Genomic DNA, 14,170 nt, shown 5'->3' with positions numbered 1-14,170 from the left:
GATGGACTTTATTGTTAAATTGGTGCCGGATATGCCTACGATTTTGGGAATGATTGCGGCTTTCATTGTTCCACTGTTGGTTTACAAAGTCAACGAGAAAATCCATCAGAAGATAGACCCTCCTTGGAAACAGGAAGACCGTCAAAAAATTAAAAATCAACAATCGTGAAAATCGTCGAAACTGAAAGAAAAGGTGTATCCCATGATTTACTACATCGGTATTACAAAGGAAGGCCATTTGGAAAAAGGGGATTCCTTAAATCAGATCCTCTTTTCAGGTTTCAAATGGTTTTGGGTGGATTTCAGCGAACCGACGGAAGAAGAAATCCGGTATTTATCAGACACGTTTCATTTTCATCCTTTGGCGATTGAGGATTGTGTGCAGGACCTTCAAAGACCGAAGCTGGATTATTTTAACCATTATACGTTTTTTATAACCCATACCCTTCGTGAAGAGAATGGTGAACTGATTAAGGAAGAGCTGGATTTTTTTGTAGGGGAAACGTTCATTGTCACTTTTCATAAACAACCTTCAGTGGAGGTGATCAAAGTATGGAATGAATTGATTGCGGCAACTTCCGTACAACAATGGGATCCCTATTACGTTTTTTACGAAATATTAGATAAAATTGTCGATAATTATTTTCCCATTGTTTACAAAATAGAGGATGAACTTGCAAAGATCATTATGCAGCAAACGGGTATCCAGCCGATGAACGACTTGATGGAAACAAGAAATATGTTGCTAAAATTGTTGCATTCCGTGAACCCGATGAGGGATTTGCTATATCGCATGTTGAATTCCCATCATTTAAACCTGAATCAGATTGATGAAAGGAGAGAATATTTTTCCAATATCCATGACCATCTATTAAAATTGTCGGAAATGGTCATGTCCAATCGTGAAGTGACGGCGGATATCCGGGACAGCTATATATCATTGAACGCCCATCAAACCAACAATGTCATGAAGGTGCTTACGATTATCACCTCCATTTTTGCCCCATTAACATTCATTGCCGGAATCTATGGAATGAACTTTCGAAACATACCTGAATTGTCCTGGAAGTATGGTTATTTTGCGACCCTTTTCGTCATGTTTCTCATTGGTGCATCAATGCTTTTGTGGTTCAAAAGAAAAGGCTGGTTTTAATCATTTGATTCTCATTCCGATAATAATGAACACAATGCCTGCGAAGAGAAAGAGCATTTTCAAGAAAGAGATTTGCCCGGAAAGTCCGCTGATGCCGATGCCGGTAGTCACAATCAAGATCGTCGGACCAACCAACGCCAACATGGAATTGATCATCAGGGCTTTTTCCAAGTCATTGAATTTCCACATGAGGGTCGCTGCGGATAATTCGATGCTGCCGGATAAAAATCTTAATAACACCATGTAGAGCAATGCACTTTCCAATCCTTCATCCTTCCGCTGTTTCTTGGAACATGATATGCTTGTCCATGAAAAAATATTAATGGTTTGGTGAGTCAATTGATTAAATTATCTTCTTTGGATGAAGCGAATTCATTTATTGAACAAAATCCGCTTGCTTTTCTTTTTATCTCAAGAACGGATTGTGGGGTTTGCCATGCGCTGCTTCCGCAAGTGGAGAAGCTGTTGGAAAGCGATCACCGCATTGCTTTGGGATCTATCGATGCGGAAGAGGTGAAGGAAATCGCGGGCCGTTTTTCGGTCTTTTCGGTTCCGGCATTATTGTTCTTTGTGGAAGGAAAGGAATATTTCCGGGAAGCCGGAATTGTGCATATGGACTTGTTGAAAGAGAAAATCGGCAAAATTTCCAGGCTGTATGAGGGATAAGAAAAAGGAGGCGTTCTGAACGGACGTCTCCTTTTCATCATTATAATTCGTTTACTAGTGCGTGTAATGTTTCTTTTAACTCTTCGTCATGTTCTGAAAGTTGAATTAGGTTTGCAAGGCGTTCTTTTAAAATATGGCGTTCAATAATTTGTTTTTCGTCAAGAACGCTCACAAATAGTTTAATAATTAAACTGTCTAGAATTTTTAACGCTTCTTCTTTGCGTTCAGGTACAATTTTTGCATCTGTTCTTAAAGCTTTACTACCCATATTTCATTCCCCCTAAAAGTTTTCCTATGTTCCATAGTACCATAATATTATATATTTTTGGATATTGAAATACAGACGTGAAATGGAATTTTTTATTCAAAGAGGAGGGATTATAAAAATTTTTCCCTTTTTAAAGGATTTTAAAAGATGTATTTAGAATATATATTTAAGGAAAGGGGATGAGTGAAGTGAGAGGAATCATTCACAATAAAAAAAGAGAAATTTCTGTCGAAGATGCATATGATTTTTTAAGAAAGGCGAAAGTGGCCCATGTGGCAACGGTGGGCGAAGATGGCTATCCTTACGTGATTCCATTTGTTTTTGTCTATGAAGAGGGAACAAAATTATATTTGCATATTGGAAATTTGAGAGAAAGCCATTTTTGGGAAAATATTAAAAAGAATCCGCGGATTTGTATTGAAGTGTGCGAGATGGGAGAAATCGTTCCAGGAAAAAAATATGCCTGCCAATCGGCTTTGGCATATATAAGCGTCGTCGTGTTTGGAAAGATTCATCGCATTGAAGATGAGCAAAAGAAAGAATGGTTTTATGATTGTCTTTGGAAAAAATATGGAGACCCAAATTGGCAATTTGAAAATGGCGGATATCCTATATTGCCAAAGACGGAGGTATTCGAAGTGGAGATTGAGGACATCACAGGGAAATTGAGCGATGCCATCAGCCATTAAAAAAATGGGCGACTTAATTTGTTAAGTCGCTTTTCTATTTTGTCTATTACTCAATATCCCCGCATTGTTTCGCCAATTCTTGCAGTTTGTTTTTCATGTATTCCCCGATCCGTTTTTGACCGCTTGAAAAATCTTCGCCTTCCTGAAAAGCGATGGGCTCATCCGAAATAATGAGCCGATTGTTTTTGCTGACGTATAACGGCACAAAATGAACATGTTTGCCTGTTTCTTTAAAATAATATTTTTCGATAAAAAGATAGCCTTCATACATATCCTTCGCTTCATTGGAAGTGTTCGTATAGTCGATTGTTGGATAAATGGCGATGCTTTCCCCTCTTTTTAACGCTTCCACCGATAAGCGGAAAGTCTCCAGAATTTTTCTTGACTCCCTGTATACAGGTATCCCTTTCCCGGATTTTAAAAGGGCTGAAATAATAAACGAAACGGGATATGCGCAAATTTTAGCGATAGTCCGATTCATGCCAAACCGTTTTGTAAAGGTATAATCCACATATTGCCGAAAGCACATTTTCCGGTCAAGAAATACATGCAGAATCCAGGTTCTCAAACTCTTTGGAAACCATAAATAAATAACAAAAGGATTGAAAAGGTTTTGATGATGGGAAATGTACACAACAGGATCTTTTACTTTTTCATGGATTTGGACGCGATAGGAAGGATATATTTTTCGGACGATCCATTGGGACAACAGGAAGAACTTGCCGTAAATATTAGACATGCTCTTCACCTTCGTTCAGCTTTTTATTGGCGACGCTTCCGGAAATGATGATTGAAAAGATTTTTAATGAGTCTTTGAACGGATGGTAATAGGAGCTTTTATTCTTGTTGATGTAAATGGTTTGAATCGGAATTTGATGGATTGGGATTTTTCTTTTGGCAGCCGCAATCAGCATGTTCATTTCATATTCATACCTTTCCCCCTCCAAAGAAAGAAGGAAAGGAAGCATTTTGATCGGAATGCCTCTAAGGCCTGTTTGTGTATCTTGAAGTTTGATTTTAAATAATAATTGGAATAAAAAACTTGTAATTTTATTGCCTGCATAGCTTCTGGCAGGGACGTGATCCTGGTCGAAATCCCGGACACCGAGGAGAATTCCGTTCTGAACATCGGCCATTTTTTTGGCGATGTTGATTACATCCTCGACGGAATGTTGACCATCCGCGTCAGCAGTTATCACTCCATGCACATTTCGGTTTTTCAGGATGTATTCGAAGGCGGTTTTTAATGCACGTCCTTTTCCTTTGTTCCTTTCATGTGTCAGCACTGTGCAATTTTGGATCAGTTGAATTTGATGGAAAATGGGTTTGCAGCTTTCCATGCTTCCGTCATTAACAACCACAATTTCCGTAACATTAAAATTTAATAATTCGTAAATATAGTCGATCAATTCACGAGTCGGATTCAAGGCAGGAATGATAACGCAGACTTTGTTCATAGCGTCCCTTCCTTTCTCAACTTTTAAGTCGGCCTTACAATAGATTGATAGTATTATAGCATAAAACAGACAATTTGAAATATTTTGAATTTATGGGAATGATGAAATCGATGCCGAAGAATCTTTTATTCATATATATTCAAAAATAGAAATTTCATTACAGTCGGGAAGGTATTTAAATATATACTATTTTAATAAAATTTTATTTTCCCTTAAGAAAACATTTTTATGTTCATTTTTCACAATTGATATAGCATAAAATTATGATGAAAACAGTCAATTCCTATGAGGTTTATTTTCTATCAAGTTGGATTCCGTTATCGAGGGTGATATTGTGGAGAAGGATTTGAAGATTCTTCTTTTGACGGGGAGCTATGGGAACGGCCATTTAAAAGTTTCAAATACTTTAAAAAAAACGTTTTCCAAAATGGGAAAGAACGATGTAATAGAATCGGATCTTTACCATGTCTCCCATCCGTTATTGACGAGAGCTTCAAAATATTTATATATAAAAAGTTTCAATTACGGGAAAAAACTATATGGATTAATTTATTACGGAGGAAGCAGAAACAAAAGGTTTTTCGATATAAAATTCCTGAACTATTATGGAATGAGAAAACTGAAGGGGATGGTGGAGGATGTACAGCCGGATGTGATCATTAACACCTTTCCCATGCCGGTTGTGCCAGAATTGAAAAGAAGAACAGGAATTCAAATTCCCATTGTTCATGTCATTACAGATTTCCGGGCCCATAAAAATTGGGTTCACGATTCCGTTGACCGATATTATGTTGCCACGGAAGAGCTGAAAGAAAATTTGGTAAGCGTTGGCATTCACGTCAACAAAATAAAAGTGTCAGGCATTCCGATCGATCCCCGGTTTGAACAGCCGGTGGATCGGAAACGGTTGTTGGCTTCTTATGGCTTGGAAGCTGAAAAACCTGTCATTTTAATTGCGACAGGGGCTTATGGAGTTTTAAAAGATATGGAAGGCGTCATGAAAAAAATATTGGACCATGGCGAGTATCAAATACTGGTCATTTGCGGAAAGAATGAGGTTTTAAAAAAGCAGTTATTGGATGAATTTTCGCGAAGTCCCAATGTCCGGATATTTGGATTTACAAACCATATGGATGAAATGATGAAAATGGCGACGGTGATGATTTCAAAGCCGGGCGGTATTACGTTGAGTGAAGCGCTTGCCGTTCAAGTGCCGATGTTGCTTTATCGGCCTGTACCCGGCCAGGAGTTGGAAAATGCGAATTATTTTCAATCGAAGGGTGCGGCAATTGTCGCAAATGATCCGGATGAATTGGTTGAACATGCGGTCCGGTTGGCCACGGACGAAGAGCGACGTAACAGAATAATGAAAAACATGAAAAAGATACATTTCCCCAATGCCGCGGAGGTTATTTATGAAGATGTCATGGCTCTGATTGAAAGTAAACATCAAATTATAAGCTAAAAGGAGGTTCGGCAAATGGAGCCTCCTTTTATGCACAAATGATTAAACCATTTTTAATAATGCTTCTTCTCCGATCATGCCTTTGAAAATCCCCAATTTTTCCGCCTCGGTTGTAACGGATTCCAAAGGGGCTTTTAACAATTCGTCAATCGTCCGAACCCCAACCGCACGACCGGCGATGATTTTTCTGTCTGCAAGGCGGGTGTTCAATAATTGTACATCAAGCGCTCCGCACATAATGTATCCAATTTCATTGGAAATCGTTAATAAAGTTGTTTTCGGCAAATGGACAGTGATGGCGGTATACATATGTCCCTGCAATTCAATCGGTTCAATGGAAATCAATCACATCGCTCCTTTCTTTAATAAAATATGGAGCGATGGAAAAAATGTTCTGATAAAGTGCGGGATTTTCCTTTTATTCAAAGTGTGCTTCGAAAAAATGAAAATATAAGGTAAGCATAACTGCCGACGAATATTTCATACTAAGAATACTTTCACAAAACAATCGACCATGATGAAAGAGGTGATTGCCGATGGCTGGTAAAGATGCTTTTCCGAAACTCAGAAACCAAAGCTTGAAACCGAAGTATCAAAAATCGCTGATTAATGGTCAAACGGAAATATCGCTTCATAACCAATTATTGAGAACCGATGCGAAGGCAAGACAATACTAACTCATCATGGCGATTCAGTGAAAGGGCCCGGAACTCAGTTTCCGGGTTTTAAAATTTTAAAAAAATGATTTTTCGTGTATAAATTTTTTTTAAAAAGTCATAATAAATAATGATTTCACAAGACAAAGCGACATGAACAACAGGAGGGATTTCCGATGGACAAAATCACTGAGAATTTTGACTCTGATACTCCACCGAAACTCAAAATGGTGAAGTAAAAGTCCATTGTTCAAGCGCAAATTTGAATATGGATCAAGCACCTTTGAGTTGATTGTTTCATGTCGTAATTTGTGAAATCCGGACCCGGAACTTAGCTTCCGGGTTCTGTTATTTTTTGAATAACGAAACAAATGGAAAACGTCCGCAATTTGACAAATAAATTCCGCACAAATATCCACCTTTTCCATAATCTTTTCTCTAATCCTCAACAACCTGATTTCCACCTCTTTTATTTCCAATGGATTTGAAAATACGACTTAAGACTGAATGGAATTTATTTCTTTAGTCGGTTTATAGGTTGATGCGTTGTCTTTAGAATGGGGGTATATTACAAAGGAGAAAGTCGATATGGAGAAAGTGTATTTATTGTTTACTGATACGGGAACACTTTTTACGAGAATTATCAAACTTTATACGAGAAAAAATTATAATCATGCCTCCATCGCTTTTGATTCGGATTTTCAGGAAGTGTACAGTTTTGGGAGAAAAAATCCCAATAATCCATTTATCGGCGGGTTTGTAAAAGAAGATTTGCGGAATAAACTTTTTTTAAGGAGCAGAGGGGCGATTTACAGTTTTTGGGCAACCGATGAACAAGTTCTTCGCATGAAAGAAATCATAAAAGCCATTGAAACGAATCAACAAAATTATAAATACAATCTGACCGGGCTTATTACATACACGTTCAATAAACCCTCTTATCGGAAAAATGCATATTTCTGCTCGCAATTTGTTGCCCACGTATTAAAAGAAGGGGCAAATTTCAATTTCCGGAAACCCGTTTCCCTTGTATCCCCCCATGATTTGCAATGTTTATCCAATTTACAATTGGAATATGAAGGTCCGTTATTCCATTTGGTGATGAACAAAAAGAGATTGGGCAAGCTCTATCGTTACAATGTCGGATAAAGAATGAAAACTTTGGGAAATGTTGCACCTTTGAATGAAATAGAAAACATGTAGCAAAATAAACAACATAGCAAACGAATGGTTTGAGAGGTGCAACGATGGAAAATATCAATGAAATCCCGAGAGATCAAGGTATCGATCATAGCCTGACCCTGTTGAAAGAAGGATATGAATACATTTTAAACCGCAGAAAAAATTTGCAAACAGACATTTTCGAAACAAGAATATTGGGGAAGAAAGCGGTTTGTTTAGGGGGAAAAGAAGGAGCCCAATTGTTTTATGACCAATCAAAGTTTCAACGGCAAGATGCTTTTCCGAACCGGGTCGTCGAAACATTGTTTGGAAAAAATGCCGTTCAAACTCTTGATGGAGAAGCCCATCGCCATCGGAAAAAAATGTTTTTAAATGTCATGACGAAAGAAAAAGTAGATAATTTCCTGGACATTATGAAAATCGAATGGGAGAGGGCATTGGACGAGTGGAGTAAAAAAAATGAGATTGTCTTTTATGAAGAAATGAAAACTTTATTATGTAAAGCGGCTTTCAAATGGATCGGATATCCGCTTCATGAAGACAATGCAGAGACCTTTATGAATGAATTGGGGGCGATGTTTGAATCACCGGCCGCTTTTGGTCCGGAGCATTGGGCGGGAAGAAACAAAAGAAATCGAATGGAAAAAAAGATGGAGAAATTGGTGGAAAAAATCCGCTCTGACGAAGTGCAAGTACAGCAAGACTCCATCATGCATCAGTTCGTTTTTTATAAAGATTTGGACGGAAACTTGTTGGATGCCGAAACGGCCGCTGTTGAAATCATCAATATTTTACGTCCCGTGATTGCGATTTCCGTCTATATCAATTTCATTGTCATGGCATTGGCACAATATCCTCATGAAAGGGTAAAGCTAAAAAAGCACCCCGGTTATGCCCCGCTTTTTATTCAAGAAGTCAGACGATTTTATCCATTTTTTCCTTTCGCTGTGGCAAAGGCGAAAAGCAGCTTTACATGGAACGGTTACGCAATTCAAGAGGGGACTTTGGTGCTGCTTGACATTTATGGGACAAACCACGATCCAAATTTATGGGACAACCCTGATGAATTTCAACCGGAGCGTTTTGCCAATTGGAAAGATGACCGGTTTAGCCTGATTCCCCAAGGAGGGGGAAATGTTGAAACCACACACCGGTGCCCGGGTGAACAATTGACCATCGAAACGATGGGAATGGCGCTGGATTATTTGATAAATAAAATGGATTATGAAGTGCCGGAACAGGATATGTATATTACAATGAATACGATTCCGAGCATTCCAAAAAGCAAAGTGATTTTGAAAGATGTGAAGCGGGTAAGGGAAAGTATTCATTAAGATGGACTGGGCTGTCTGAAAAGGGCCTTCTTTCAGGCAGCCTATATTTGTGCCATTGGCAATTGGAATCCCAGGAGACCAGGAATCGAGATGATACAGAATAGCCCCACCCGGAGAAAATCCCGGGTGGGACTATCAAAATCAAGTTCGGCCAAAAAGCACAGGGATGGCATGGATAATGTCCATCGGTGTGACTCCATAATTGGATGTTTCTTTTCCTAACTCCTCCGCGGCGGTTGCATGATAGTAGCTTGCGCTCAACATGGCTTTTAATGGATCTTTTTGTTGAGAAACCAGGGAGGCAATCAAACCTGTCAACACGTCCCCGCTGCCGCCTTTCCCTAATGCATCATTTCCATGGGGGTTGATCCAAAGCTCTCCCTTTGGTGTAGCAATGATTGGACGATGCCCTTTCAACAATAGATAAATGCCGTATGTGGATGCCAAATGTTTCGCGGTTTCAAGACGGCCCGCTTCAACTTCGGCAACAGTTTTTCCTGTTAAAGTCGCCATTTCTCCGGGGTGGGGAGTTGCAATAATATCGCCGCTATAATGTTGTAATTGATTCAAATGATTCTTCAGAAAATATAACCCATCCGCATCAACGATCAGCGTTTGCGTTGTCAGCTTTTCCAGCAATATTTGAATCATCGCATCGCCGTCACATTCTCTTCCCAATCCCGGACCGAAGACAATGGTTTTAAATTTGGAATAGTCTATGTTTTCAAGAGCCTTGCAATCTATCGAACCATTGGTATCCGGAAGCGGGAGGAAGAGACTTTCATGGCACGTTCCGGCAACCTGTGAATAAATCGTTTCCGGGATGGCAAGGGTGACAAGGCCGATGCCGGAATGGAAGGCTGCCTTCGCGGTATAAATAGGTGCCCCTACATAATATTTCGAACCGCCAATGATCAAACAATGGCCGAAAGTCCCCTTATGTCCATGTTTTACCCGTTTTGGCAGCGAAGTTTTCGCCGTTTCCGCATCCAACAGTTTTGGCAATGGCAATTGAAGGATTTCAACAATCGAATCGGGAACAGAAATATCAGCCACTTTCCATTCCCCAATCACTTTCGGTCCATTCCCGACGAAAAATCCGATTTTCGGCAGGGCAAAAGTGATGGTTTTTTTTGCTTTGATGGCGATATTCGCCACTTCCCCCGTGTTGCTGTTCAAACCTGAAGGAACATCTACACTGATTACATCTTTATGAGATTCATTCACCGCTTGAATGATTTCGTAAAAAGGGGAACGCACTTCACCCGAAACGCCTGTCCCAAGCATCGCATCAACAATCACATCCGCCGATTGAATATGGAAGAAGATGTCTTCTTCTCCGGCCCGATAAACATAAAGAGGCAACCGGCGATTTTGATACACTTGATAATGAATATGAGCGTCACCTTTCAACTTTTCCTCATTGCCGATAAAGCAAAGCGACACATCATATCCAAAGTCGATCAGACGTCTTGCAATAACAAAACCATCGCCGCCGTTGTTTCCTTGTCCCGATAAAACCAACACACGGGTATAGTTGGGGTAGTCGCGCAAAATCTCCTGCACGACCGCATTTCCCGCGTTCTCCATCAATACAACACCGGGCAGTCCCAACTGTTCCATTGTATAACGGTCCATGATTTGCATCGATTTTTGATCGGCAACATACATAATTTAATCCCCTTTTCATAAGATATTTTGAGATTCTTCCACTTTACTTAATTTTACAATAATCATTTTATCGGTAGTGTGAAACTTATGGGAAAGAACAGGAGTCTTATTATGATAGGTTTGACTAAGTGAAAGAAGAGCTTCATAATGAAAGAGTTAATGTAAAAATCAAGAATGAAGAGAACAAGGGGAAGAAAAAATGGAAACATGGATTCAGGGAATCATGGAGGATTTTGGATATATAGGCGTCTTCTTTTTAATTATGTTGGAAAACTTGTTTCCTCCAATACCATCAGAAGTCATTTTAACCTTTGGCGGCTTTATGACCACTTTTACGGATTTGACGGTGACAGGAGTCATTATCGCTTCAACCCTCGGGTCGGTAGCGGGGGGGATTATTTTATACGGTATTGGTTTGCTATTGGATGTAGAGCGTCTTGTCAAAATCGTTGATAAATACGGGCGCATTCTAAGATTAACAAGAAATGATGTTTATAAAGCGGATGCATGGTTTGACCATTACGGTTTTTGGACAGTCTTTTTCGGCCGGTTTGTGCCGGTCATCCGCAGTTTAATCTCCATTCCGGCTGGGATGAGCAACATGAAATTCTGGCTGTTCCTATTGCTGACGACATTAGGTACATTGATTTGGAACACGGTGCTGGTCCATGTGGGTGCCGCAGTTGGCGACAATTGGACGAAAATTGTTGAAGTGATGGATGTTTATTCAAATATCGCCTATGTTGTGATTGCCATTGCCTTTCTTTTATTTGTCTTCTGGTTCATCAGAAAAAAACAGTTATTGAAAAAATAAGGATGGGAGCGAGTGCCCATCCTTTTTGATTGGAACAAGGAGCTTGCTTTTGTCTTGTAAGCGAATGTCGCTCACCGTTTTTCATCCTTCCTTTTCCACCTGGTCTTTTGGAAGGAAAAATGCAACCAAAAGAATGGCCGGCAAGAGGGAAATAATTTTCATTGTCAAGTTGATTCCAATCGTATCAAGAAGCCAGCCAATCGCAACTGAACCGATTGCGCCCATTCCAAAGGCGAATCCGGTTGTCAGCCCCGCCATTGTTCCGATTTTCGATGGAACGAGTTCTTGTGCATAAACGACCGTAACAGAGAAGCTGATCATAATCAGCGTGCCGATGACAATGAGAAAAACGGGAACAAGCCAAAGGGGCATGTACGGAAGCAGCAAACATAAAGGAATCGGCACGACCACTGAAAGTAGAATCACATTTTTTCGGCCGATGCGATCGGAAAGGGATCCCCCAAAAAATGTCCCGACGACGCCAAAAGCCATAAAAATGAAGATGAAGATTTGTCCGATACGGGTAGTTAAATGATAGTGGTCTATTAAATAGAACACATAGTAATTTTGGATATTTGTTGTGTAAAAAGAACGGGCAAAAATGATGGTAAAGAGCAATAACAGAGCAATTCCCACCTGCTTTTTCGTTAAAGGCGGCAGGGAAGAGACCAGAATTTTCTTTTTCTTTTTATTCAACTTTTCCGCGCGCAATTGGCGTGCATACCATTTTGAAATGTTGAATAATAGAAGTATACCGATGGCTACGAGAAGAAGGAGTACAGCCGCTCCCCGCTGCCCCAAAGCATCCAGAATAAAGGCGCCGATCAAAGGGGCAATGGCTTGTCCCGAATTGCCGCCCACCTGGTAAATGGATTGGGAAAGTCCCCGTTTGTTTCCGGCAGACATAAAGGAAACCCGGGACCCTTCCGGATGGAAAATGGCGGAACCAAATCCTAAAAAGATGGCCGCAATTAAGATGATGTAATATTGACCTGCGAACGCGAACATGCATAAACCGATGAAGACACTTATCATTCCGATCGGCAAAGCGTAAGGCATCGGCTTTTTATCGCTGATGAAGCCGACGATTGGTTGAAGGGTTGAAGAAACCATATTCAAAATGAACGTTATAAGCCCCAACTGTGTAAAAGTAAAACCTAAGTCTCTTGAAAGATAAGGGAACATGGCCGGCGCTATATTTTGGACCGTATCATTGATCAAATGTCCAAATGCGATGGCAATCATAATCGGATAAATGGGTGCTTGAGCATTTTTTTCCGCCAATGTAGTCACACCTTCTATCAAATTTCAAATCCGTTAATTTCCATTTTATATAAAAGTCCGTTCAAATGTGAACTATTTGCTTGCTTCCCAGCGATTTTGCGCTGTTTTGAAGAAATTATACAGGGTGATGGAATACTTTAGTAAAACAAATCAAACAAAGGGGTACATACTTGTGACAGTAAACCAGTATATGAATTGGAAACGAAATATCAGCATTTTTCTGGCGAGCCAAACGATATCGCTTTTTGGCTCTTCCATTGTCCAGTACGCCATCATGTGGTATATCACTTTGACGACCCAGTCGGGAGTCATGATGACGATTGGGATTCTTTGCGGATTTGTTCCCACCTTTTTATTATCGCCTTTTGCAGGGGTGTGGGCGGATCGGTATAACAGGAAAATCTTAATTATCCTGTCCGATTCGGCGATTGCCCTTGCCACACTTATCCTGGCCATTTTCTTCCTGAGCGGTTATAAGTCTCTTTGGATGCTTTTTCTGATGTATATCATCCGATCGATTGGCACGGGTATCCAAACGCCGGCAGTAGGCGCCATATTGCCGCAAATTGTACCGGAAAAACAGTTGACAAAAGTGAACGGAATTAATGGAAGTATCCAGGCATTTGTCATGTTGGTTTCCCCAATGATCAGCGCGGCATTGCTTTCGATCACCACATTGGAAATGTTGTTTTTCATTGATGTGGTAACCGCTGCGATTGCGGTGGCAACATTATTGTTCTTTTTGCGGATCCCGCCGCATGAAAAAGCTTTGGAACAAGGGAAAGTTGGATATTTTGATGACTTTAAAAAAGGATTATCCTATATTAAAAACCATGCCTTTTTAAAAACTTTGTTCACTTTCTTTGCAATCTTTTTCGTTTTGGCGGCGCCGGTTTCCTTCCTTACGCCACTGCAAGTAACCCGCACCTTTGGGGGAGACGTTTGGCGGCTTTCGGCAATCGAAATTGCATTTTCTGTCGGCATGATGATTGGGGGAGCGGTCATTGCCGTATGGGGCGGATTTAAAAACAGAATGCATACCATGGCATTATCGAGCATTTTTCTTGCGGTTTGTACTTTATTGTTAGGGATTGTGCCAAACTTCTGGATTTATTTATGTATTATGGGAATAGCCGGTGTAGGAATGCCCCTGTTTAATACACCTACGACTGTATTGTTGCAGGAAAAAGTGGAGGGGGATTACTTGGGAAGGATATTCGGCGTGTTTTCGATGATTTCAACATCCATGATGCCATTGGGAATGCTTATATTCGGGCCGATAAGCGATTTGATTGACATCGAATTGTTATTAATTGGTACGGGCATTGCCATGCTGATGATCAGCTTCTTTTTAGTGGGCAATAAAGTGTTGGTGGAGGCAGGAAAACCAAAAGAAGAGAAATGAAAAGGGCTTGTCTAAAAAGTCCATAAAAACAGAGCGAATGGAGAAAACAATGAGTTTTTCCATTCGCTCTGTTTCCTTATTTTTGAAATTGGTTTGGGAATTTGCGGCCCTTTTCAGTATGTTGTG

The 14,170-nt window shown here is 40.2% G+C and carries 17 protein-coding genes; 10 read left to right on the top strand and 7 right to left on the bottom strand.

Translation table 11 applies throughout. From position 1 onward, the window contains the following. Nucleotide 1 precedes the first annotated feature (1 nt). Together ACFPOH_RS13795 and corA are read left to right on the top strand one after the other, a co-directional pair. Nucleotides 2–169 carry a hypothetical protein gene (locus ACFPOH_RS13795; RefSeq protein ID WP_342470977.1) on the top strand — a complete coding sequence of 56 codons (168 nt, stop codon included), beginning with the start codon at nt 2–4 and terminating at the stop codon, nt 167–169. 33 nt (nt 170–202) lie between these two features. Next, nucleotides 203–1,153 carry a magnesium/cobalt transporter CorA gene (gene corA, locus ACFPOH_RS13790; RefSeq protein WP_342470978.1) on the top strand — a complete coding sequence of 317 codons (951 nt, stop codon included), beginning with the start codon at nt 203–205 and terminating at the stop codon, nt 1,151–1,153. Here the strand turns inward: corA and ACFPOH_RS13785 are convergent, their stop codons facing one another. Then, on the bottom strand, nt 1,154–1,417 hold the full coding sequence (locus ACFPOH_RS13785) for a YqhV family protein (RefSeq protein ID WP_342470979.1): 264 nt from the start codon (nt 1,415–1,417) through the stop codon (nt 1,154–1,156). 66 nt (nt 1,418–1,483) lie between these two features. Here ACFPOH_RS13785 and ACFPOH_RS13780 point away from each other — a divergent pair, with 66 nt between their 5' ends. Continuing rightward, nucleotides 1,484–1,819 carry a thioredoxin family protein gene (locus ACFPOH_RS13780; protein ID WP_342470980.1) on the top strand — a complete coding sequence of 112 codons (336 nt, stop codon included), beginning with the start codon at nt 1,484–1,486 and terminating at the stop codon, nt 1,817–1,819. A gap of 40 nt (nt 1,820–1,859) precedes the next feature. Here ACFPOH_RS13780 and ACFPOH_RS13775 read toward each other — a convergent pair whose 3' ends face one another. After that, entirely contained in the window at nt 1,860–2,087 is a 228-nt protein-coding gene (locus ACFPOH_RS13775) for a phosphate-starvation-inducible protein PsiE (protein WP_342470981.1), read from the bottom strand. 188 nt (nt 2,088–2,275) lie between these two features. Here ACFPOH_RS13775 and ACFPOH_RS13770 point away from each other — a divergent pair, with 188 nt between their 5' ends. After that, a complete protein-coding gene (locus ACFPOH_RS13770) occupies nt 2,276–2,776 on the top strand; it encodes a pyridoxamine 5'-phosphate oxidase family protein (protein ID WP_342580580.1) in 501 nt (166 codons plus the stop codon). Nucleotides 2,777–2,822: 46 nt separating this feature from the next. On the opposite strand, the gene ACFPOH_RS13765 is transcribed toward ACFPOH_RS13770, so the two are convergent. Continuing rightward, on the bottom strand, nt 2,823–3,515 hold the full coding sequence (locus tag ACFPOH_RS13765; protein ID WP_342470983.1) for a lysophospholipid acyltransferase family protein: 693 nt from the start codon (nt 3,513–3,515) through the stop codon (nt 2,823–2,825). Next, a complete protein-coding gene (locus ACFPOH_RS13760) occupies nt 3,508–4,233 on the bottom strand; it encodes a glycosyltransferase family 2 protein (RefSeq protein ID WP_390310203.1) in 726 nt (241 codons plus the stop codon). The genes ACFPOH_RS13765 and ACFPOH_RS13760 overlap by 8 nt, the downstream gene beginning before the upstream one ends. Before the next feature lie 346 nt (nt 4,234–4,579). On the opposite strand from ACFPOH_RS13760, the gene ACFPOH_RS13755 reads away from it, so the two are divergent. Beyond that, nucleotides 4,580–5,698 carry an MGDG synthase family glycosyltransferase gene (locus tag ACFPOH_RS13755; RefSeq protein ID WP_390310201.1) on the top strand — a complete coding sequence of 373 codons (1,119 nt, stop codon included), beginning with the start codon at nt 4,580–4,582 and terminating at the stop codon, nt 5,696–5,698. Nucleotides 5,699–5,740: 42 nt separating this feature from the next. On the opposite strand, the gene ACFPOH_RS13750 is transcribed toward ACFPOH_RS13755, so the two are convergent. Further along, on the bottom strand, nt 5,741–6,043 hold the full coding sequence (locus ACFPOH_RS13750; RefSeq protein ID WP_342470986.1) for a YunC family protein: 303 nt from the start codon (nt 6,041–6,043) through the stop codon (nt 5,741–5,743). Nucleotides 6,044–6,234: 191 nt separating this feature from the next. Between ACFPOH_RS13750 and ACFPOH_RS13745 the strand changes: the two genes are divergently transcribed. The 3 genes from ACFPOH_RS13745 (at nt 6,235) to ACFPOH_RS13735 (ending at nt 8,870) form a co-directional block, all read left to right on the top strand. Next, nucleotides 6,235–6,375 carry a YpzG family protein gene (locus ACFPOH_RS13745; protein WP_342470987.1) on the top strand — a complete coding sequence of 47 codons (141 nt, stop codon included), beginning with the start codon at nt 6,235–6,237 and terminating at the stop codon, nt 6,373–6,375. 567 nt (nt 6,376–6,942) lie between these two features. After that, a complete protein-coding gene (locus ACFPOH_RS13740) occupies nt 6,943–7,503 on the top strand; it encodes a hypothetical protein (protein ID WP_342580578.1) in 561 nt (186 codons plus the stop codon). Nucleotides 7,504–7,601: 98 nt separating this feature from the next. After that, on the top strand, nt 7,602–8,870 hold the full coding sequence (locus ACFPOH_RS13735) for a cytochrome P450 (protein ID WP_390310198.1): 1,269 nt from the start codon (nt 7,602–7,604) through the stop codon (nt 8,868–8,870). Between the two features lie 141 nt (nt 8,871–9,011). Here ACFPOH_RS13735 and ACFPOH_RS13730 read toward each other — a convergent pair whose 3' ends face one another. Then, on the bottom strand, nt 9,012–10,541 hold the full coding sequence (locus ACFPOH_RS13730) for an NAD(P)H-hydrate dehydratase (protein ID WP_390310196.1): 1,530 nt from the start codon (nt 10,539–10,541) through the stop codon (nt 9,012–9,014). A gap of 199 nt (nt 10,542–10,740) precedes the next feature. Between ACFPOH_RS13730 and ACFPOH_RS13725 the strand changes: the two genes are divergently transcribed. Further along, nucleotides 10,741–11,355, top strand: a complete 615-nt coding sequence (locus tag ACFPOH_RS13725) for a DedA family protein (protein WP_342470991.1) — start codon at nt 10,741–10,743, stop codon at nt 11,353–11,355. Nucleotides 11,356–11,436: 81 nt separating this feature from the next. Here the strand turns inward: ACFPOH_RS13725 and ACFPOH_RS13720 are convergent, their stop codons facing one another. Then, the gene (locus ACFPOH_RS13720) at nt 11,437–12,600 is read right to left on the bottom strand and encodes an MFS transporter (protein ID WP_342581846.1); all 1,164 of its coding nucleotides are present in this window, start codon (nt 12,598–12,600) and stop codon (nt 11,437–11,439) included. A 229-nt stretch (nt 12,601–12,829) separates the two neighbouring features. Here ACFPOH_RS13720 and ACFPOH_RS13715 point away from each other — a divergent pair, with 229 nt between their 5' ends. Beyond that, on the top strand, nt 12,830–14,044 hold the full coding sequence (locus tag ACFPOH_RS13715; RefSeq protein WP_390310220.1) for an MFS transporter: 1,215 nt from the start codon (nt 12,830–12,832) through the stop codon (nt 14,042–14,044). Nucleotides 14,045–14,170: the final 126 nt, after the last annotated feature.

Origin of the sequence: Ureibacillus suwonensis, from assembly GCF_042655065.1 — a bacterium.
GTDB classification, from domain to species: domain Bacteria; phylum Bacillota; class Bacilli; order Bacillales_A; family Planococcaceae; genus Ureibacillus; species Ureibacillus suwonensis.
The sequence above is the reverse complement of the archived record's forward strand: the minus strand, read 5'-3'. Positions and strand labels throughout refer to the sequence as shown.

Excerpts from the sequence above, each read along its gene's own strand:
- ACFPOH_RS13765 (WP_342470983.1), bottom strand. The coding sequence starts at position 3,515 with ATGTCTAATATTTACGGCAAGTTCTTCCTGTTGTCCCAATGGATCGTC.
- ACFPOH_RS13725 (WP_342470991.1), top strand. The coding sequence starts at position 10,741 with ATGGAAACATGGATTCAGGGAATCATGGAGGATTTTGGATATATAGGC.
- corA (WP_342470978.1), top strand. The coding sequence starts at position 203 with ATGATTTACTACATCGGTATTACAAAGGAAGGCCATTTGGAAAAAGGG.
- ACFPOH_RS13720 (WP_342581846.1), bottom strand. The coding sequence starts at position 12,600 with ATGATTGCCATCGCATTTGGACATTTGATCAATGATACGGTCCAAAAT.
- ACFPOH_RS13730 (WP_390310196.1), bottom strand. The coding sequence starts at position 10,541 with ATGTATGTTGCCGATCAAAAATCGATGCAAATCATGGACCGTTATACA.
- ACFPOH_RS13745 (WP_342470987.1), top strand. The coding sequence starts at position 6,235 with ATGGCTGGTAAAGATGCTTTTCCGAAACTCAGAAACCAAAGCTTGAAA.
- ACFPOH_RS13740 (WP_342580578.1), top strand. The coding sequence starts at position 6,943 with ATGGAGAAAGTGTATTTATTGTTTACTGATACGGGAACACTTTTTACG.
- ACFPOH_RS13775 (WP_342470981.1), bottom strand. The coding sequence starts at position 2,087 with ATGGGTAGTAAAGCTTTAAGAACAGATGCAAAAATTGTACCTGAACGC.
- ACFPOH_RS13795 (WP_342470977.1), top strand. The coding sequence starts at position 2 with ATGGACTTTATTGTTAAATTGGTGCCGGATATGCCTACGATTTTGGGA.
- ACFPOH_RS13715 (WP_390310220.1), top strand. The coding sequence starts at position 12,830 with ATGAATTGGAAACGAAATATCAGCATTTTTCTGGCGAGCCAAACGATA.
- ACFPOH_RS13735 (WP_390310198.1), top strand. The coding sequence starts at position 7,602 with ATGGAAAATATCAATGAAATCCCGAGAGATCAAGGTATCGATCATAGC.
- ACFPOH_RS13760 (WP_390310203.1), bottom strand. The coding sequence starts at position 4,233 with ATGAACAAAGTCTGCGTTATCATTCCTGCCTTGAATCCGACTCGTGAA.